Annotated in this window: 30 protein-coding genes; 1 reads left to right on the top strand and 29 read right to left on the bottom strand. The window is 61.7% G+C overall.

Translation table 11 applies throughout. The features are described 5' to 3' along the window. Positions 1 to 35: 35 nt before the first annotated feature. Positions 36 to 1529 carry a DegQ family serine endoprotease gene (locus NKH54_RS22115; RefSeq protein WP_023736687.1) on the bottom strand — a complete coding sequence of 498 codons (1494 nt, stop codon included), beginning with the start codon at positions 1527 to 1529 and terminating at the stop codon, positions 36 to 38. A gap of 134 nt (positions 1530 to 1663) precedes the next feature. Here NKH54_RS22115 and NKH54_RS22110 point away from each other — a divergent pair, with 134 nt between their 5' ends. After that, complete coding sequence (locus tag NKH54_RS22110; protein WP_023832214.1) at positions 1664 to 2290, top strand: hypothetical protein; 627 nt, start codon at positions 1664 to 1666, stop codon at positions 2288 to 2290. 82 nt (positions 2291 to 2372) lie between these two features. Here NKH54_RS22110 and rplQ read toward each other — a convergent pair whose 3' ends face one another. From rplQ to NKH54_RS21970, 28 genes are all read right to left on the bottom strand, one after another. Next, positions 2373 to 2804, bottom strand: coding sequence for a 50S ribosomal protein L17 (rplQ, locus tag NKH54_RS22105; RefSeq protein ID WP_023682598.1), 432 nt, complete (start codon positions 2802 to 2804; stop codon positions 2373 to 2375). A 105-nt stretch (positions 2805 to 2909) separates the two neighbouring features. Beyond that, positions 2910 to 3920: a DNA-directed RNA polymerase subunit alpha gene (locus NKH54_RS22100; RefSeq protein WP_023682599.1), complete on the bottom strand. Its 1011-nt coding sequence runs from the start codon at positions 3918 to 3920 to the stop codon at positions 2910 to 2912. 102 nt (positions 3921 to 4022) lie between these two features. Further along, positions 4023 to 4412: a 30S ribosomal protein S11 gene (gene rpsK / locus NKH54_RS22095; RefSeq protein ID WP_006205444.1), complete on the bottom strand. Its 390-nt coding sequence runs from the start codon at positions 4410 to 4412 to the stop codon at positions 4023 to 4025. 125 nt (positions 4413 to 4537) lie between these two features. Further along, positions 4538 to 4906 carry a 30S ribosomal protein S13 gene (gene rpsM, locus NKH54_RS22090; protein ID WP_006205445.1) on the bottom strand — a complete coding sequence of 123 codons (369 nt, stop codon included), beginning with the start codon at positions 4904 to 4906 and terminating at the stop codon, positions 4538 to 4540. Between the two features lie 211 nt (positions 4907 to 5117). Next, positions 5118 to 5726 (bottom strand): adenylate kinase, encoded by a 609-nt coding sequence (locus tag NKH54_RS22085; protein ID WP_023682600.1) that lies wholly within the window; start codon positions 5724 to 5726, stop codon positions 5118 to 5120. Next, a complete protein-coding gene (gene secY, locus NKH54_RS22080) occupies positions 5723 to 7063 on the bottom strand; it encodes a preprotein translocase subunit SecY (RefSeq protein ID WP_023672761.1) in 1341 nt (446 codons plus the stop codon). The genes NKH54_RS22085 and secY overlap by 4 nt, the downstream gene beginning before the upstream one ends. Positions 7064 to 7320: 257 nt before the next feature. Continuing rightward, positions 7321 to 7791: a 50S ribosomal protein L15 gene (rplO, locus tag NKH54_RS22075; RefSeq protein WP_023682601.1), complete on the bottom strand. Its 471-nt coding sequence runs from the start codon at positions 7789 to 7791 to the stop codon at positions 7321 to 7323. A gap of 22 nt (positions 7792 to 7813) precedes the next feature. Next, complete coding sequence (rpmD, locus tag NKH54_RS22070) at positions 7814 to 8011, bottom strand: 50S ribosomal protein L30 (protein ID WP_006205449.1); 198 nt, start codon at positions 8009 to 8011, stop codon at positions 7814 to 7816. Between the two features lie 24 nt (positions 8012 to 8035). Next, complete coding sequence (gene rpsE / locus NKH54_RS22065) at positions 8036 to 8599, bottom strand: 30S ribosomal protein S5 (RefSeq protein ID WP_006333394.1); 564 nt, start codon at positions 8597 to 8599, stop codon at positions 8036 to 8038. A gap of 153 nt (positions 8600 to 8752) precedes the next feature. Continuing rightward, positions 8753 to 9112, bottom strand: coding sequence for a 50S ribosomal protein L18 (rplR, locus tag NKH54_RS22060; protein ID WP_023682602.1), 360 nt, complete (start codon positions 9110 to 9112; stop codon positions 8753 to 8755). A 140-nt stretch (positions 9113 to 9252) separates the two neighbouring features. Next, the gene (gene rplF, locus NKH54_RS22055) at positions 9253 to 9786 is read right to left on the bottom strand and encodes a 50S ribosomal protein L6 (RefSeq protein WP_023755194.1); all 534 of its coding nucleotides are present in this window, start codon (positions 9784 to 9786) and stop codon (positions 9253 to 9255) included. Between the two features lie 41 nt (positions 9787 to 9827). Beyond that, entirely contained in the window at positions 9828 to 10226 is a 399-nt protein-coding gene (rpsH, locus tag NKH54_RS22050) for a 30S ribosomal protein S8 (protein ID WP_006205453.1), read from the bottom strand. Between the two features lie 12 nt (positions 10227 to 10238). Continuing rightward, positions 10239 to 10544 (bottom strand): 30S ribosomal protein S14, encoded by a 306-nt coding sequence (rpsN, locus tag NKH54_RS22045; RefSeq protein ID WP_010909282.1) that lies wholly within the window; start codon positions 10542 to 10544, stop codon positions 10239 to 10241. 27 nt (positions 10545 to 10571) lie between these two features. Continuing rightward, on the bottom strand, positions 10572 to 11171 hold the full coding sequence (rplE, locus tag NKH54_RS22040; protein WP_023672755.1) for a 50S ribosomal protein L5: 600 nt from the start codon (positions 11169 to 11171) through the stop codon (positions 10572 to 10574). After that, the gene (rplX, locus tag NKH54_RS22035; RefSeq protein WP_013531428.1) at positions 11164 to 11478 is read right to left on the bottom strand and encodes a 50S ribosomal protein L24; all 315 of its coding nucleotides are present in this window, start codon (positions 11476 to 11478) and stop codon (positions 11164 to 11166) included. Before rplX ends, rplE begins: the two co-directional genes overlap by 8 nt. Before the next feature lie 12 nt (positions 11479 to 11490). Continuing rightward, positions 11491 to 11859, bottom strand: a complete 369-nt coding sequence (rplN, locus tag NKH54_RS22030) for a 50S ribosomal protein L14 (RefSeq protein ID WP_006205457.1) — start codon at positions 11857 to 11859, stop codon at positions 11491 to 11493. A 72-nt stretch (positions 11860 to 11931) separates the two neighbouring features. Then, positions 11932 to 12171 (bottom strand): 30S ribosomal protein S17, encoded by a 240-nt coding sequence (rpsQ, locus tag NKH54_RS22025; protein ID WP_010909280.1) that lies wholly within the window; start codon positions 12169 to 12171, stop codon positions 11932 to 11934. 11 nt (positions 12172 to 12182) lie between these two features. After that, positions 12183 to 12383 carry a 50S ribosomal protein L29 gene (rpmC, locus tag NKH54_RS22020; protein ID WP_006205459.1) on the bottom strand — a complete coding sequence of 67 codons (201 nt, stop codon included), beginning with the start codon at positions 12381 to 12383 and terminating at the stop codon, positions 12183 to 12185. 13 nt (positions 12384 to 12396) lie between these two features. Further along, positions 12397 to 12810, bottom strand: coding sequence for a 50S ribosomal protein L16 (rplP, locus tag NKH54_RS22015; protein ID WP_006205460.1), 414 nt, complete (start codon positions 12808 to 12810; stop codon positions 12397 to 12399). Positions 12811 to 12836: 26 nt separating this feature from the next. Further along, positions 12837 to 13562: a 30S ribosomal protein S3 gene (gene rpsC, locus NKH54_RS22010; RefSeq protein WP_023672753.1), complete on the bottom strand. Its 726-nt coding sequence runs from the start codon at positions 13560 to 13562 to the stop codon at positions 12837 to 12839. Continuing rightward, the gene (rplV, locus tag NKH54_RS22005) at positions 13562 to 13951 is read right to left on the bottom strand and encodes a 50S ribosomal protein L22 (RefSeq protein WP_006205462.1); all 390 of its coding nucleotides are present in this window, start codon (positions 13949 to 13951) and stop codon (positions 13562 to 13564) included. Before rplV ends, rpsC begins: the two co-directional genes overlap by 1 nt. 2 nt (positions 13952 to 13953) lie before the next feature. Next, positions 13954 to 14232 carry a 30S ribosomal protein S19 gene (gene rpsS, locus NKH54_RS22000; RefSeq protein WP_006205463.1) on the bottom strand — a complete coding sequence of 93 codons (279 nt, stop codon included), beginning with the start codon at positions 14230 to 14232 and terminating at the stop codon, positions 13954 to 13956. A 16-nt stretch (positions 14233 to 14248) separates the two neighbouring features. Continuing rightward, positions 14249 to 15082, bottom strand: coding sequence for a 50S ribosomal protein L2 (gene rplB / locus NKH54_RS21995; protein ID WP_023706515.1), 834 nt, complete (start codon positions 15080 to 15082; stop codon positions 14249 to 14251). Between the two features lie 22 nt (positions 15083 to 15104). Next, complete coding sequence (locus tag NKH54_RS21990) at positions 15105 to 15398, bottom strand: 50S ribosomal protein L23 (protein ID WP_023672751.1); 294 nt, start codon at positions 15396 to 15398, stop codon at positions 15105 to 15107. After that, positions 15395 to 16015, bottom strand: a complete 621-nt coding sequence (rplD, locus tag NKH54_RS21985) for a 50S ribosomal protein L4 (RefSeq protein WP_023672750.1) — start codon at positions 16013 to 16015, stop codon at positions 15395 to 15397. Before rplD ends, NKH54_RS21990 begins: the two co-directional genes overlap by 4 nt. Beyond that, a complete protein-coding gene (gene rplC, locus NKH54_RS21980; RefSeq protein WP_023682606.1) occupies positions 16015 to 16743 on the bottom strand; it encodes a 50S ribosomal protein L3 in 729 nt (242 codons plus the stop codon). Before rplC ends, rplD begins: the two co-directional genes overlap by 1 nt. A 61-nt stretch (positions 16744 to 16804) precedes the next feature. Continuing rightward, positions 16805 to 17113: a 30S ribosomal protein S10 gene (gene rpsJ / locus NKH54_RS21975; protein ID WP_010909272.1), complete on the bottom strand. Its 309-nt coding sequence runs from the start codon at positions 17111 to 17113 to the stop codon at positions 16805 to 16807. A 69-nt stretch (positions 17114 to 17182) separates the two neighbouring features. Continuing rightward, the coding region (locus NKH54_RS21970) for an EF-Tu C-terminal domain-related protein (RefSeq protein WP_152536282.1) at positions 17183 to 17284 on the bottom strand (102 nt) is incomplete at its 5' end.

Genomic DNA, 17284 nt, shown 5'->3' with positions numbered 1-17284 from the left:
GTTGGAGCACGATCCTCAGAAATGGGAAGATCGCCTCAGTAACGCAACACCTGGCGCAGTATCTGCCCGCCGCGCTCGACGGTAAAGCGCCACCAGCGTGTATCCTGCTGGGCAAGCTGCGCCAGTGTCGCCGCCGTATCGACCGTCGTGCCGTTCACCTCGCGCACGATGTCGCCGGGCTGGAAGCCGAAATCGGCGGCCGGCGAATCGCGGTTGATGTCGACCACGGTGACCCCCTTGAGGTCGGTGCGCAGGCCGAGCCGCTGGGCGAGCCTGGGCGACAGTTCCGCGACCTTGGCGCCGGAGAACGGGCTGCGGCCATGCAGGGTCACTTCCGACGCCTTGGCGCCTTCCGGCGCGCGCTCCAGTGCAATCTCCATCGTCGCCTGCTGGCCCTTGCTCAGGATGGCGAAGGTCGCCTTGGTGCCGATCGACAGGGTCGCCATGCGGTAATCCAGCGCCTCGATGCCTTCGACCGTCGTGCCATTGAGCTGCAGCACGACATCGCCGGGCTTCAGCCCTGCCTTGGCCGCCGGTCCGGCTTCCTCAACCGACGACACCAGCGCGCCGGTCGGCTTCTCCATGCCGAGCGATTCGGCGATCTGCGGTGTGACCGCTTCGAATTCGGCGCCTATATAGGGCCGCTCGAAGAAATCGAGCCCGGCCTTGGCCGCGTCGGCGAAGGCGCGCACCATGTTGGCGGGGATGGCAAAGCCGATGCCGATCGAGCCGCCGCTGCGGCTGTAGATGGCGGTGTTGATGCCGACCAGCTGGCCGCCCATGTTGATCAGCGCGCCGCCGGAATTGCCGGGATTGATGGCGGCGTCGGTCTGGATGAAGTAGCCCGAATCCGAAACGCCGATATGGCTGCGGGCAAGCGCCGAAACGATGCCGCTGGTGGTGGTCTGGCCGACGCCGAACGGATTGCCGATGGCCAGCACCAGGTCGCCGACCTCGAGCGCGTCGGAATCGCCGATGGCGATCACCGGAAACGGCTTGTCGGAGGTGATCTTGAGCACGGCGAGGTCGAGCGTCTCGTCCTTGAGCATGACCTTCGAGGTGAATTCGCGCCCGTCGGCGGTCGCGACCTTGACCTCGTCGGCATCCTTGATCACGTGGAAATTGGTGACGACGACGCCGCTCGGGTCGACCAGCACGCCCGAGCCGAGCGAGGATTGCGCGCGCGGCTGCGCGCGGCCGAAAAATTCCTCGAAGAACGGATCGCCGTCAAAGGGCGACGTGACCTTGGCCGTCTGCGACGCATAGACATTGACCACGGCCGGCGCCGTCTGCTTGACCAGGGGCGCAAACGACAGCTGCACCTCTTCGCGGCCGAACGGCACGCGCTTGTCGGGACCGGAGGTGCCGTTCTCGCCCTCGACGCCATGCAAGAGGTCGGTCAGCACATCGGAGAGCCCCGGATCGGCTGGCTTGGCGGCGTCCTCGGCCAGGGCGTCTTTCACGGCCGGTGCCGCGGCAAAGGCGGCCAGCGCGCAAAGGGCAACAAGAAACAGCCGTTTGAAGTGCATTCCGAATCCTCCAGGTCGGGCGCCATTGTCCCGACGATTGTGCAAAATGAAAGGCTAAGCCCCTGAAATCTGATTATTCTGGCCCGCAAAGCAGCTATAGGTCGGCTTGAAACTGAAAACCTGCGTCGACCTTCATGAAAAAACAACTCCTGTCATTCCGTGACTTTTTGAAGACCGGCACTTTTGGGCCTGTTTTCCCTTCTCTGAAAATGATCGACATCGCCAGTATGCTAGGTCCGCCTGACGGCTGGATCACGGAACATGCAGAGACGATTCCGGTCTATTGGACTTTCGGAAAGCTCGAAATTTCCTTTGATGAAGAAGCACCTCATTGGATGAACTGGTTTCAGATCGAAGAAGCGGGCTATCTCGAAGGTGATTTTGAGGTTCTCACCGATCGCCTTGTGCTCTCATTGGATGGGTTCAGTGGAGAGACGACACCTTCGGAATTCTTGACTGCCGGCCTTTGGGCTCCAGAAGAGGCAGCGGTGTTCTACGCCGCCTTGAGCGACGAAATATTGCTGAACATCTGCGCGGGTCCCGTTCAGATTCATTTCCGAGTCGATACAGACTTCATCGAAGATGGGGACGCCCAAAAATACCTGACCAATTCCACCGTGTCGCGAGTGGTCAGCGATATAGATTCCCGCGCCACCCTCGACAGTATCTATTCCTATCCCCAACCGGCGTTCGAAGAGATTCCCGGCGCCTTCAATTGGAATCTGCTTAGCGGTCGCGACTACCTGATGCTTACTCGCTAAACGTAAGACACGCTAAACGTAGGACGCCGGTAACAAAAAGGGGCCCGAAGGCCCCTTGAAGTCATTCCTGAAAAACCGAGCCTTATGCGGCAGCGGCTTCCTCGTCGGTGCCTTCGGCCTCGATGCGGGCGCGGTCGCCGGCGCCCTTGGCCGAGGTGTCGCGATCGACGAACTCGATGACTGCCATGGCGGCATTGTCGCCGTGGCGGAAGCCGGCCTTCATGATGCGCAGATAGCCGCCATTGCGGGTGGCGTAGCGCGGCGCGATGGTGTCGAACAGACGCTTGACGACGCCTTCATTGCCGATCTGGGCAATGACCTGGCGGCGCGCATGCAGGTCGCCGCGCTTGCCGAGCGTCACCAGCTTCTCGACGATCGGACGCAAATCCTTCGCCTTCGGCAGGGTGGTGACGATCTGTTCGTGCTCGAGCAGCGACACGGCGAGGTTGGCGAACATCGACTTGCGATGGCTAATGCTTCGGGCGAAGCGGCGGCCTTTAAAACCGTGGCGCATGGCTCTTTTCCTTCTTCAGTTGTTCAAGAGGCCGTGGCCTCTGATGGTTTTCCGCATGACCGTCGGATCGAGCGGCCCACGCCGCCGATCCTTGGAAATTCATGCTCAATATTGGTCTTCGTAACGCTTGGCGAGGTCTTCGATGTTTTCCGGCGGCCAGTCCGGCACTTCCATGCCGAGGTGCAGGCCCATCGCCGCGAGCACTTCCTTGATCTCGTTCAGCGACTTGCGGCCGAAGTTCGGGGTGCGCAGCATCTCGGCTTCGGTTTTCTGGATAAGATCGCCGATGTAGACGATGTTGTCGTTCTTCAGGCAGTTGGCCGAACGCACCGAAAGCTCGAGTTCGTCCACCTTCTTGAGCAGCGCCGGGTTGAAGGCGAGCTCGGTGACGGCCTCGGTGGCGACTTCCTTCTGCGGCTCGTCGAAATTGACGAACAGGCCAAGCTGGTCCTGCAGGATGCGGGCAGCGAAAGCCACCGCGTCCTCGCCCGAGATCGAACCGTCGGTCTCGATAGTCATGGTCAGCTTGTCATAGTCGAGAACCTGGCCCTCGCGGGTGTTCTCGACCTTGTAGGAGACCTTCTTGACCGGCGAATACAGGCTGTCGACCGGGATCAGGCCGATCGGCGCGTCTTCGGCGCGGTTGCGGTCGGCCGGCACGTAACCCTTGCCGGTGTCGACGGTGAATTCCATGCGGATTTCAGCGCCCTCGTCCAGCGTGCAGATGACGTGGTCGGGGTTGAGGATCTCGACGTCGCCAACCGTCTGGATGTCGCCAGCCAGAACCGCACCCGGGCCCTGCTTGCGAACGACCATGCGCTTGGGACCATCGCCTTCCATGCGGATGGCGATTTCCTTGATGTTGAGGACGATGTCGGTCACGTCCTCACGCACGCCGGCAATCGACGAGAATTCATGCAGAACGCCGTCGATCTGCACGGCGGTGACAGCCGCACCGCGCAGCGAAGACAAAAGCACGCGGCGCAGCGCGTTGCCGAGCGTCAGGCCGAAGCCACGCTCGAGCGGCTCGGCGACCAGCGTGGTCAGCGTCTTCTTCTTCGACGAGAACTCGATCTTGTTCGGCTTGATCAGTTCCTGCCAATTTTTCTGGATCATGATGCTTTCCTTCCGTTGACCCACCACCATCCAATCGTGGCGGGCGACCTGGAGTGCCGTGGAGGAGCGCCTTGAGGCGCTCACGCGGCGTTCGGTAATGTCTTAGACGCGGCGCTTCTTGCGCGGGCGGCAGCCATTGTGCGGGATCGGCGTCACATCACGGATCGAGGTGATGGTGAAGCCGGCCGCCTGCAGGGCGCGAAGCGCCGATTCACGACCGGAGCCGGGTCCGCAGACCTCGACTTCGAGCATGCGCATGCCGTGCTCCTGGGCCTTCTTGGCGACGTCTTCGGCAGCCATCTGGGCGGCGAACGGGGTTGACTTGCGCGAACCCTTGAAGCCCTGGGCACCGGCCGACGACCAGGCAATGGAATTGCCCTGCGCGTCGGTGATGGTGATCATCGTGTTGTTGAAGGTCGAATTGACGTGGGCAACGCCCGACGAGATGTTCTTGCGTTCACGACGGCGAACACGAGCGGCTTCCTTGGCCATGATAGTCCTTTCAGTTGATCTCTACACCGCCGTAATGCCAGCGGCTCCACCTTTGAAAGCGATTAGTGAGCAGGGACTAGCGAATAGGGACCCCTACTCGCTAATGGCTACTCGCTATCGCTCACTTACTTCTTCTTGCCGGCGATCGACTTGGCCGGGCCCTTGCGGGTGCGTGCATTGGTGTGCGTGCGCTGACCGCGAACCGGCAGCGAACGGCGGTGACGCAGGCCGCGGTAGCAGCCGAGGTCCATGAGACGCTTGATGTTCATCGACACTTCGCGGCGCAGGTCGCCTTCGACCTGGTAGTCGCGGTCGATGGTCTCGCGGATCTGCAGCACTTCCGCGTCGGTCAGTTGGTTGACGCGGCGCTCGGCCGGGATGCCGACCTTGTCGACGATCTCCTGGGCGAACTTCTTGCCAATGCCGTGAATGTACTGAAGCGCAATGACGACGCGCTTGTTGGTCGGAATGTTGACGCCGGCTATACGAGCCATATTCTTCTCTTCTCCATGTGGGACCGGCCGGCCTTCAAAATAAGGCACGCGCGGCGCTGTTCAAATTACCCCGCGTCCGGTGGAGGCCGGCCCTTGCGGGAGTTCCCTAGTTTCAATGCGGCTGCCTTGCCCTTGCGGACAAGCAAGCCTCATGCCTGATAGGAAGACGGGCCGCCATAACCCAGCGAACCGTTCCAGTCAAGCGCAATCTTTACTTTACCGTAACGGTCTCCCGCGTCACCGCCGCGAGCAGCGCTTCAATCTCCGCCGTCACGGTGTCGACAGGAGCCATGCCGTCGACACTCCTAAGCGAGCGTTTGGCGTAATAATAGCCGATCAGCGGCGCCGTCTTCTTGTAATATTCCCGCAGGCGCTCTTCGAACACCACCGGATTGTCGTCCTTGCGCACCGGCTGTCCGGCGGCCTTGGCGTCGTCGGCGCGCTTGACGATGCGGCCGACCAACGCTTTGTCGTCGACGACGAACTCGATCACGGCATCGAGGCCAATGCCGCGCTCGGCGAGCATCGATTCAACCGCATCAGCCTGCACCAGCGTGCGCGGATATCCGTCGAGGATGAAACCGCTGGTGCAATCGGGTTGGTCGATGCGCTCGGCCACGATCGCGTTGACAATGGCGTCGGAAACCAGCTCGCCGGCATCCATCACCGCCTTGGCGCGCTTGCCGACTTCAGTGCCGGCCTGTACGGCGGCCCGCAGCATGTCGCCCGTCGACAGCTGCGGTATGCCGTATTTTTCTACCAGTCTTTGTGCTTGCGTCCCCTTGCCCGCTCCTGGCGGCCCAAGCAATATCAATCTCATCTGGCCTTCTTCCCCCCGCGCAGCTTCGACTTCTTGATCAGGCCCTCATACTGGTGCGCGATCAGGTGACCCTGGATCTGCGCCACCGTATCGAGGGTTACACTGACCACGATCAGAAGCGATGTGCCACCGAGGTAGAATGGTACGCCAGTTGCCGAAATCAGGAACTCGGGCAGCAGGCACACCAGCACCAGATAGATGGCGCCGACGACGGTGATGCGCGTCAGGACATAGTCGATGTAATCGGCGGTGCGCTCACCCGGACGGTAGCCCGGAATGAAGCCGGAATGCTTCTTGAGCTGGTCGGCGGTGTCCTTCGGATTGAACACGATGGCCGTGTAGAAGAAGGCGAAGAACACGATCATTGCCGCATAGAACAGCATGTAGAGCGGCTGGCCGTGGCCGAGCGAAGCGAGCACGGTGCTTGCCCAGGCCGGCAGGTTTGTCGTCTGCGAGAAGCCAGCGACCGTTGCCGGCAGCAAAAGCAGCGACGACGCGAAGATCGGCGGAATGACGCCCGACGTGTTGAGCTTCAGCGGCAGATGCGAGGTATCGCCCTGGAACATGCGGTTGCCGACCTGGCGCTTCGGATACTGGATCAGCAGGCGGCGCTGCGCGCGCTCGAAGAACACGATCAGCGCGATGACGATTATGGCCAGCACGATGATCGCGAGTATCAGCCCGGTCGATAGAGCGCCGGTGCGGCCGAGCTCCAGCGTGCCGGAGATGGCGCGCGGCAGGCCGGCGACGATGCCGGAGAAGATGATCAGCGAAATGCCGTTGCCGATGCCGCGGGCGGTGATCTGCTCGCCCAGCCACATCAGGAACATGGTGCCGCCAACCAGCGTGACGACGGTCGAGATGCGGAAGAACATGCCGGGATCGTTGACGATGCCGTTGCCGCCTTCCAGGCCCACCGAAATGCCGTAGGCCTGCACCAGCGCCAGGAGTACCGTGCCGTAGCGCGTGTACTGGTTGATGACCTTGCGGCCCTGCTCGCCTTCCTTTTTCAGCGCCTCCAGCGACGGAATGACCGAGGTCATCAGCTGCATGATGATGGAGGCTGAGATGTAAGGCATGATGCCGAGCGCGAAGATCGCCATGCGCTGCACGGCGCCGCCGGCGAACATGTTGAACATGCCGAGCACGCCCTTGGCCTGCGAAGAGAAGGCCTGCGCGAATGCATCCGGATTGATGCCGGGCAGCGGGATATAGGTGCCGAGGCGATACACGAGCAGCGCGCCGACGGTGAACCAGATTCGCTTCTTCAGGTCCTCCGCCTTGGCGAAAGCCGCAAAATTCAGATTCGAGGCTAGTTGTTCAGCAGCCGAAGCCATGCCTGATTCTCCGCTAGAGCATGATGCCGAAAAGTGTGAAGCGGTTTTCGGACAACGTCATGCGCTACTTCTTTGATTTGTATGTCACGCTCGATGCCCGCAGCTCAGGCGGCGCGTGGCACCGAAGCTCACGAGATAAGCTCCGGGCTCTAAACATGCAAGCGGCCGCGTTGACGCGGCCGCCTAATTGATCGGATCAAAGCGCAATCGTGAACAAAAACGGATACCGTTCCTGCCGGCCGCACTTCAAATTGCCGTTACTCCGCTGCCGCTTCCGGCAGCTTGACCGAACCGCCGGCCTTTTCGATCTTCTCGATCGCGGCCTTGGAGGCGCCGGCGACGTCGAAGACAAGCTTTGCCTTGAGCTCGCCGTCCGAGAGGATGCGCACGCCGTCCTTGACGCGGCGAATAACGCCGGCGGCAACGAGTGCCTCGGCCGTCACGGTCGCCTTGGCGTCAAGCTTCTTGGCATCGAGCGCGGTCTGGATACGAGCCAGCGAAACGACGACAAAGCTCTTGGCGAAGATGTTATTGAAGCCACGCTTCGGCAGGCGCCGATAGAGCGGCATCTGGCCGCCCTCGAAGCCGTTGATGGCAACGCCGGAGCGCGCCTTCTGGCCCTTGACGCCGCGACCGCCGGTCTTGCCCGAGCCGGAGCCGATGCCACGGCCGAGACGCTTCTTGGAGTGCGTCGCGCCGTCCTTGTCACGCAGATCGTTGAGTTTCATCTGGGTTCTCCTGCGCTTTTGCTCAGCCCTCGTCCACGACGCGGACGAGATGCTGGACGGCAGCGATCATGCCGCGCACCGAGGGAGTGTCCTCCAGCGTGCGCTGCTTGTGCATCTTGTTGAGGCCGAGGCCGACCAGCGTTGCGCGCTGTTCCTTCGGGCGGCGGATCGGCGAACCGATCTGCTCAACGGTGATGGTCTTGGTTGCTTTCTTGGCCATGGTCAAAATCCCTGGTCAGATCGACTATTCTTCAGCCGCAACGGCGGTGCCGCGGCGGGCCTGAAGGGTCGAATATTTGATGCCGCGCGCAGCAGCCACATCCTTGGGATGCATCTGGCTCTTCAGCGCGTCGAACGTGGCGCGAACCATGTTGTAGGGGTTCGACGAACCCATCGACTTGGCGACCACGTCATGCATGCCGAGCGTCTCGAAGACAGCGCGCATCGGGCCGCCGGCGATGATGCCGGTACCCTGCTTGGCAGCGCGCAGCAGCACGCGTCCGGCACCCCAGCGTCCTTCGACGTCGTGGTGCAGCGTGCGGCCCGAGCGCAGCGGCACGAAAATCATGTCGCGCTTGGCCGACTCGGTTGCCTTGCGGATCGCTTCCGGCACTTCGCGCGCCTTGCCGTGACCGAAGCCGACGCGGCCCTTCTGGTCGCCGACGACGACGAGTGCTGCAAAACCGAAGCGACGGCCGCCCTTGACGACCTTGGCGACACGGTTGATGTGGACGAGCTTGTCCACCATGCCGTCATCGCGTTCTTCACGATCGCGGCCGCGGCCACCATCCCTACGTTCCTGTGCCATATCCTGTTCCTTGTTTTTTTCCGGAAGCACGGTTGCTGATAAAATCCGGTGCGCCTCTTTGGGTCACCGGGGGCGAGTTATTTTTCCTTGCATGATCTTGTCCGAAAGTCTGCAACTTTTTGCTGCGCTGACCTTCGGTTCGGGAACAGGCAATTAGAAGCTCAGACCGCCTTCACGGGCAGCCTCGGCCAGCGCCTTGACGCGGCCGTGATAGATGTAGGCGCCGCGGTCGAAGACGACTTCCTTGACGCCGGCCTTCGAAGCGCGCTCGGCGATCAGCTTGCCAACAGCGGCTGCTGCCTCGGTGTCGGCGCCGGTCTTGAGCGAACCCTTGAGGTCCTTCTCGAGTGTCGATGCAGCCGCGATGGTATGGCCCTTGGCGTCGTCGATGACCTGCACGTAGATGTTCTTCGACGTGCGGTGAACCGAGAGACGCGGACGTTCGCCGGCGACCTTCTTGATCTGGCGGCGGACGCGCTGCGCGCGGCGCTGGATGGATTCCTTGGTAGCCATGATAGTCTTCCTTGCCTTCAAAAAACGGGGGCCGCCATGTGCGGTAGGCGAAAGCGCCTCCCGCGACCGCTCCCCGCGGCGTTGCACTTCTTTGGCTTGGCCTTTTCCGAAAAGTCTGCAACTTTTCGGGGCCAGGCCTACTACTTCTTCTTGCCTTCCTTGCGGACGATCTTCTCGCCGGCATAGCGGACACCCTTGCCCTTGTAGGGCTCGGGACCGCGATACTCGCGGATCTCGGCTGCAACCTGGCCGACCTGCTGCTTGTCGATGCCGGTCACGGTGATTTCCGTCGGCTTCGGCACAGTGATCGTGATGCCAGCCGGCGTCTGGTAGACGACATCATGGCTGAAGCCAAGCGCCAGCTGCAGGTTCTTGCCCTGGAGTGCCGCGCGATAGCCGACGCCGGTGATCTCGAGCTTCTTCTCGAAACCGTCCTTGACGCCCTGCAGGATGTTGACGATCTGCGTGCGCGACATGCCCCACTTGGAGCGGGCGGCCTTGGTCTGGTCGCGCGGCTGGACAGCGATTTCGCTGCCTTCCATCTTGACCAGCACTTCGTCGTTCACCACGAACTTCAGCTCGCCCTTGGGGCCCTTCGCCGTCACGGTCTGGCCGTTGACGGTCGCGGTCACGCCCTGCGGCAGCGAAACGGGTTTTTTTCCAATACGAGACATTTGGTTGTCCTCGTCACTTCTCTTGTTTCAGGTCTGCCGAATTAGAAAATCTGGCAGAGGATTTCGCCGCCGACATTCTGTTCGCGTGCTTCGTGATCGGCCATCACGCCCTTCGGCGTCGAAAGGATGGCGATGCCGAGGCCGTTGGCGACGTGCGGGATCGACTTGGCCGAAACGTAAACGCGGCGGCCCGGCTTCGAGACGCGGGCGATTTCGCGCACGACCGGAGCACCGTCGAAATACTTCAGCTCGATTTCGATCTCGGACTTGCCGTTGTCGAAGTCGGTCTGGCTGTAGTCGCGGATATAGCCTTCAGCCTTCAGCACGTCGAGGACGCGGGTACGCAGGCGCGAGGCCGGCGTCGAAACGCTCGACTTCTTGCGGCCATACGCGTTGCGGATGCGGGTCAGCATATCGCCGAGAGGATCGCTCAATGACATGTTATGTCCTCCTTACCAGCTCGACTTGACCAGGCCCGGGATCTGGCCGTTATTGCCGAGATCACGAAGCGCGATGCGCGATACTTTGAGCTTGCGATAATAGGCGCGCGGACGGCCGGTAACTTCGCAGCGGTTGCGGATGCGGATCTTGGCCGAGTTGCGCGGCAGGGCAGCAAGCTTCAGCTGAGCGCGGAAACGCTCTTCCATCGGCTTGGACTGGTCCATGATGATCGCCTTCAGGGCAGCGCGCTTGGGACCGTACTGGTCAGCAAGCTTGCGGCGCCTGTTGTTCTTCTCGACTGAGCTGGTCTTTGCCATTTCAGATTTTTCCTTTTCTCGCTGCCGTTACTGGCGGAAGGGGAAGTTGAAGGCCTTGAGCAATGCCCTGGCTTCGTCGTCCGTCTTCGCAGTCGTACAAACGATGACGTCCATGCCCCAGATCTGATCAACCTTGTCGTAGTTGATCTCCGGGAACACGATGTGTTCCTTGATGCCCATGGCGTAGTTGCCACGGCCATCGAAGCTCTTCGGATTCAGTCCGCGAAAGTCGCGGACGCGCGGCAGTGCGATGTTCACGAGACGGTCGAGGAACTCGTACATGCGTTCCTTGCGCAGCGTGACCTTGGCGCCGATCGGCATCTTCTCGCGGACCTTGAAGCCGGCGATCGAATTACGGGCGCGGGTGACGACGGCCTTCTGGCCGGCGATCATCGCCAGGTCTTCGGCCGCGATCGAAGGCTTCTTCGAATCCGCGGTCGCTTCGCCGACGCCCATGTTCAGCACGATCTTGTCGATGCGCGGAACCTGCATCTCGTTCTCGTAGCCGAACTGCTCCTGCAGCGCCTTGCGGATGGTCTCGTTGTAGACCTGCTTGAGGCGCGGCGTGTTCTGGGCCTTGGACTGTTTGCTTTCAGCCTTGGGCTTCGTGGTTTGAGCCTTAGCCATTGATGACTTCTCCCGAGCGCTTGGCGACGCGCACCTTCTTGCCGTCCTTCTGGAAGATGAAGCCGACGCGGGTCGGCTTGCCATCCTTGGGGTCGGCCAGCGCGATGTTCGACAGCTGGATCGGCGCTTCCTTGGTGATGATCCCGCCCTCTTGGGACTGGGACTGCTTCTGGTGACGACGGATCATGTTGACGCCGCGCACCAGCGCGGTGTCTTCCTTCGGCTGAACCGAGAGGACTTCGCCCGAACGGCCCTTGTCCTTGCCGGCCAGCACGACGACCTTGTCGCCTTTTCTAATCTTTTGCATTGGTCCGGCTCCTTACAGCACTTCAGGCGCGAGCGAGATGATCTTCATGTGGTTCTTGGCGCGGAGTTCGCGCGGAACCGGTCCGAAGATACGCGTGCCGATCGGCTCTTTCTTGTTGTCGACGAGAACGGCCGCGTTCTTGTCGAAACGGATCACGCTGCCGTCCGGGCGGCGGATGTCCTTGGCCGTGCGAACCACGACCGCCTTCATCACATCGCCCTTCTTAACGCGGCCGCGCGGAATGGCTTCCTTGATCGACACCACGATGATGTCGCCTACGGAAGCGTATTTCCGCTTCGAGCCGCCCAGCACCTTGATGCACATGACACGACGGGCGCCGGAATTATCCGCGACGTCGAGGTTTGTTTGCATCTGAATCATGACTGGCCGCCTTCTTCTCTTCTAACGGGACGGGCTCAAAGCCCCTCCCCGGTCTGTCCAAAATTCGGTTTGTTACGCCTGGTCCGAAGACACGACGATCCAGCGCTTATCCTTGGAAATCGGCTTCGATTCCTGGATGAACACCTGATCGCCGACCTTGTGGGCGTTGTTCTCGTCGTGCGCCTTGTACTTCTTGGTCATGCGCACGGTCTTCTTCATCACGGGATGCGTGAAGCGCCGTTCGACCTTGACGACTACCGTCTTCTCGTTCTTGTCGCTGACGACAGTGCCCTGCAGAATGCGCTTTGGCATGATTTTCGTCCTTAAGCCTTCTTGGCCGCGGACTTTTCCGCAGCGATGGTCTTGATACGCGCAATGTCCTTGCGAACCTGCCGCACGCGCGCGGTCTTCTCGAGCTGGCCGGTGGCCTTCTGGAAGCGCAGGTTGAACTGCTCCTTCTTCAGGCTGGCCAGATCGTCGGTCAGCTGGTCCTGGGTCTTGGTCCGGATGTCTTCGGCTTTCATGATCAGCCCGTCCTTATTCTGCGATGCGCTGTACGAAGCGCGTCCTGACCGAGAGCTTGGCCGCGCCGAGACGCAGCGCCTCACGGGCGGTTTCTTCGTTGACGCCGTCGATCTCGAACATGATGCGGCCCGGCTTGACGCGCGCCGCCCAGTAGTCGACAGCGCCCTTGCCCTTGCCCATGCGCACTTCGGTCGGCTTCGACGTCACCGGCACATCAGGGAAAATACGGATCCACACGCGGCCGGCACGCTTCATCTCACGAGTGATCGCGCGGCGGGCCGCCTCGATCTCACGCGCGGTGACGCGGTTCGGCTCAAGCGCCTTCAGCCCGAAACCACCGAAATCCAGGTTGGTGCCGCCCTTTGCGGTGCCATGGATACGGCCCTTGAACTGCTTGCGGAACTTTGTGCGCTTTGGCTGCAGCATCGTTCTAACTCCAAATTCCTAAATAATCAGGCGTTTTCGCGACGACGACCGCGTTCGCGATCACCACCACCGCCATGCGCAGCATCACCCTCGGTCGCGCGACGCTCCGAAGCCATCGGATCGTGCTCGAGGATTTCGCCCTTGAACACCCAGACCTTGACGCCGCAGATGCCGTAAGCCGTATGCGCTTCGGCCGTGCCATAGTCGACATCGGCGCGCAGCGTATGCAGCGGCACGCGGCCTTCGCGGTACCATTCCATGCGTGCAATCTCGGCGCCGCCGAGACGGCCGGCGCAGTTGATGCGGATGCCTTCGGCGCCCAGGCGCATGGCCGACTGAACGGCGCGCTTCATGGCGCGGCGGAACGCGATACGACGCTCGAGCTGCTGGGCGATCGACTGGGCGACCAGGGTCGCGTCGATTTCCGGCTTGCGCACTTCAACGATGTTCAAGTGCGTCTCGGACTTCGTCATCTCCATCAGCTTCTTGCGAAGCTTTTCGATGTCGGCGCCCTTCTTGCCGATGATCAGGCCCGGGCGCGCCGCATGGATGGTGACGCGGCACTTCTTGTGCGGGCGCTCGATCACGACCTTCGAAATCGCAGCCTGCTTGAGTTCCTTTTCAAGATATTTGCGGATCTTGATGTCCTCATGCAGCAGTTTGCCGTACTCGCCGGTGTTCGCGAACCAGCGCGAATCCCAGGTGCGGTTGATGCCGAGGCGCAGACCGATCGGATTGACTTTCTGGCCCATTATGCGGCCTCCCCTTTTTCTTCGACTTCACGAACGACGATCGTGAGGTGCGAGAACGGCTTTTCGATACGGCTGGCGCGACCGCGGCCACGAGCATGGAACCGCTTCATGACGATCGACTTGCCGACATAGGCTTCCGCCACGATCAGCGCATCGACGTCAAGGTCGTGGTTGTTTTCCGCGTTGGCGATCGCCGATTCCAGCGTCTTCTTGACCGTGCCGGAAATCCGCTTGGCCGAGAATTCGAGATCGGAAAGCGCTGTCGCGACCTTCTTGCCGCGGATCAGCGCGGCAACCAGGTTCAGCTTCTGCGGGCTGATACGGATCGTGCGCAGAACGGCGCGCGCTTCGTTGTCAGCAAGCCTGCGCGGAGCTTTGGCCTTGCCCATGATTATTTCCTCTTCGCCTTCTTATCCGCGCCGTGACCGTAATAGGTCCGGGTCGGAGCGAATTCACCGAACTTGTGACCGACCATGTCCTCGTTCACCGAGACGGGAACATGCTTCTGGCCGTTGTAGACACCGAAGGTGAAGCCGACGAACTGCGGCAGGATGGTGGAGCGACGGCTCCACATCTTGATCACCTCATTGCGACCACCTTCACGAACCTTGTCCACCTTCTTGAGAAGGTAGCCGTCGATGAAGGGGCCTTTCCAAATAGAACGAGTCACTTGGCGTTACCTCTTCTTAGCTCTTGCGCTGATGGCGCGAGCGCAGGATGAACTTGTCGGTCGCCTTGTTGGACCGCGTCTTCTTGCCCTTGGTCGGCTTGCCCCACGGGCTGACCGGATGACGGCCACCGGAGGTGCGGCCTTCACCACCGCCATGCGGATGGTCGACCGGGTTCATGGTCACGCCGCGATTGTGCGGGCGCTTGCCGCGCCAGACCGTGCGGCCGGCCTTGCCGTCGTTGATGTTGCCGTGGTCGGGGTTCGACACGGCGCCGACGGTGGCCATGCAGGAGCCGTGAACGACACGCTGCTCGCCCGAATTGAGGCGCAGGATCGCCATGCCCTGGTCGCGACCGACCAGCTGGCCGTAGCCACCCGCCGAGCGGGCAACCTGGGCGCCCTTGCCCGGCTTCAGCTCGATGTTGTGGACGATCGTGCCGACCGGCATCGAGGCCAGCGGCATCGCATTGCCCGGCTTCACGTCGACCGATTCACCGGCCACGATCTTGTCGCCGGCGGCAAGGCGCTGCGGAGCGATGATGTAGGACAGCTCGCCATCGTCATACTTGATCAGCGCGATGAAGGCGGTGCGGTTCGGATCGTATTCAATGCGCTCGACCGTGCCGACGACGTCGAACTTGCGGCGCTTGAAGTCGATGATGCGGTACGAACGCTTGTGACCGCCGCCGATGAAGCGGGCCGTGATGCGGCCGTGATTGTTGCGGCCGCCCGACTTCGTCAGGCCTTCGGTCAGGCCCTTGACGGGCTTGCCCTTGTAGAGGCCCGAGCGGTCGACGATGACCAACTGGCGGGTGCTCGGCGTTACCGGGTTGAATTTTTTAAGTGCCATTGTCCTGTCCTCGCGGCCTAGCTCAGAGACCCGTCGCGACGTCGATCGACTGGCCGTCGGCCAGCGTCACGATCGCCTTCTTGACGTCGCTCTGGCGGCCGATCGTGCCGCGGAAGCGCTTGATCTTGCCCTTGCGGACAAGCGTGTTCACGGCCGTAACCTTGACGCCAAACAGCGCTTCGACAGCGGCCTTGATTTCCGGCTTCGACGCCTTCTTGGCGACGTTGAAAACAACCTGGTTGTTCTCGGAAGCCATGGTCGACTTTTCGGTGATCGCCGGCGAGACGATCACGTCGTAATGACGGAGGTCGGTCATTTAAAGCGCTCCTCGAGAGCCTCGACGGCGGCCTTCGAAAGGACCAGCGTGCCGCGGCGCAGAATGTCGTAGACGTTGATGCCCTGGATGGGCAGCACATCGATGTTCGGGATGTTGGTCGCCGCCAGCTTGAAGTTCTGGTCAAGCTCGGCACCGCCAATCACCAAGGCATTGGTCAGGCCCAGCGTCGCGAAATTCGCGATCAGCGCCTTCGTCTTGGCCTCGGTCAGCTTCAGCTCGTCGATGATGATGATCGACGCGCTCTTGGCCTTGGCCGAGAGAGCATGCCGCAAGCCCAGAGCGCGCACCTTCTTCGGCAGATCGTGCTCGTGGCTGCGAACGACCGGGCCGTGGGCCTTGCCGCCGCCGCGGAACTGCGGAGCGCGTGCCGAATGGTGACGGGCGCGGCCCGTACCCTTCTGCTTGTACATCTTGGCGCCGGTGCGCGCGATTTCGGCGCGGCCCTTGGCCTTGTGCGTGCCCTGCTGCCGTTTGGCCAGCTGCCAGCGCACGACGCGCTGCAGGATGTCCTCGCGCGGATCAAGGCCGAAAATCTCCTCGGAGAGTTTCACCTTGCCGGCGTCCTTGCCGCCAAGCGTTGTGATCTTGAGATCCATTATTCTGCTCCCTCTGCGGCCGGAGCCTCGTTCTTGGCGCCACTCTCGGCGGCAACGGCGCGGATCGCGGCAGGCTTCGGCGCATTGGCCGGCAGTGCCACCTTGGCCGCATCGCGGACCAGGATCCAGGCGCCCTTCGATCCGGGAACCGCACCGCGGATCAGGATCAGGCCGCGATCGGCGTCGGTCGAAACGATCTCGACATTCTGTGTGGTGACGCGGGTGTCGCCCATGTGGCCAGCCATATGCTTGCCCTTGAACACTTTGCCCGGATCCTGACGCTGGCCGGTCGAACCGTGCGTACGGTGCGAAACCGAGTTACCGTGCGTCGCGCGGCCACCACCCATGTGGTGGCGCTTGATGACGCCCTGGAAACCCTTGCCGATCGTCGTGCCCGTCACATCGACCTTCTGGCCGGCGACGAAGTGCTCGACGGTGATCTCGGCGCCGACATCGATCATGTTGTCGGCGGAGACGCGAAACTCGGCGACCTTCGCCTTCGGCTCGACGGAAGCGGTCGCGAAATGGCCGCGCATCGCCTTCGACGTGTTCTTCACCTTGGCAAGGCCAACGCCGAGCTGGACGGCCGTATAGCCGTTCTTCTCCTGCGTGCGCTGAGCCACGACCTGGCAGTTCTCCATCTGGAGAACGGTGACGGGAACATGTTCCCCGGCATCATTATAGATGCGGGTCATTCCCACCTTCTTTGCAATCACACCTGAACGCATCGGTTCAATTCCTTTAGAGTTCCGGGCCAGGGGCACCGCCCCTTACCGCGCTCTCATTCCCTTAGAGCTTGATCTCGACGTCGACACCGGCGGCCAGATCGAGCTTCATCAAAGCATCGACCGTCTGCGGGGTCGGATCGACGATGTCGAGCAGACGCTTGTGCGTGCGCATCTCGAACTGCTCGCGGCTCTTCTTGTCGACGTGAGGCGACCGGTTGACCGTGAACTTTTCGATCCGCGTCGGCAGCGGAATGGGGCCGCGGACGTTTGCTCCGGTGCGCTTGGCCGTCGACACGATTTCTTTCGTCGAGGCGTCAAGCACGCGGTGATCAAACGCCTTCAGGCGGATGCGGATATTCTGTCCGTTCATGCGTCACTTCCTTGTTCTGGCGCGGCGCGGGCAAATCCTGCGCCCGCGACAGATCGGTTTAAGTCTAAATTACTCTTTGATGGTGACGACGATGCCGGCACCGACGGTACGGCCGCCTTCACGGATGGCGAAGCGCAGCTTCTCTTCCATGGCGATCGGCACGATCAGCTC

Source organism: Mesorhizobium sp. M1004 (assembly GCF_040318795.1).
Taxonomy (GTDB): domain Bacteria; phylum Pseudomonadota; class Alphaproteobacteria; order Rhizobiales; family Rhizobiaceae; genus Mesorhizobium.
Note: the sequence above shows the minus strand (reverse complement) of the source record. Positions and strands in the feature narration are given on the sequence as shown.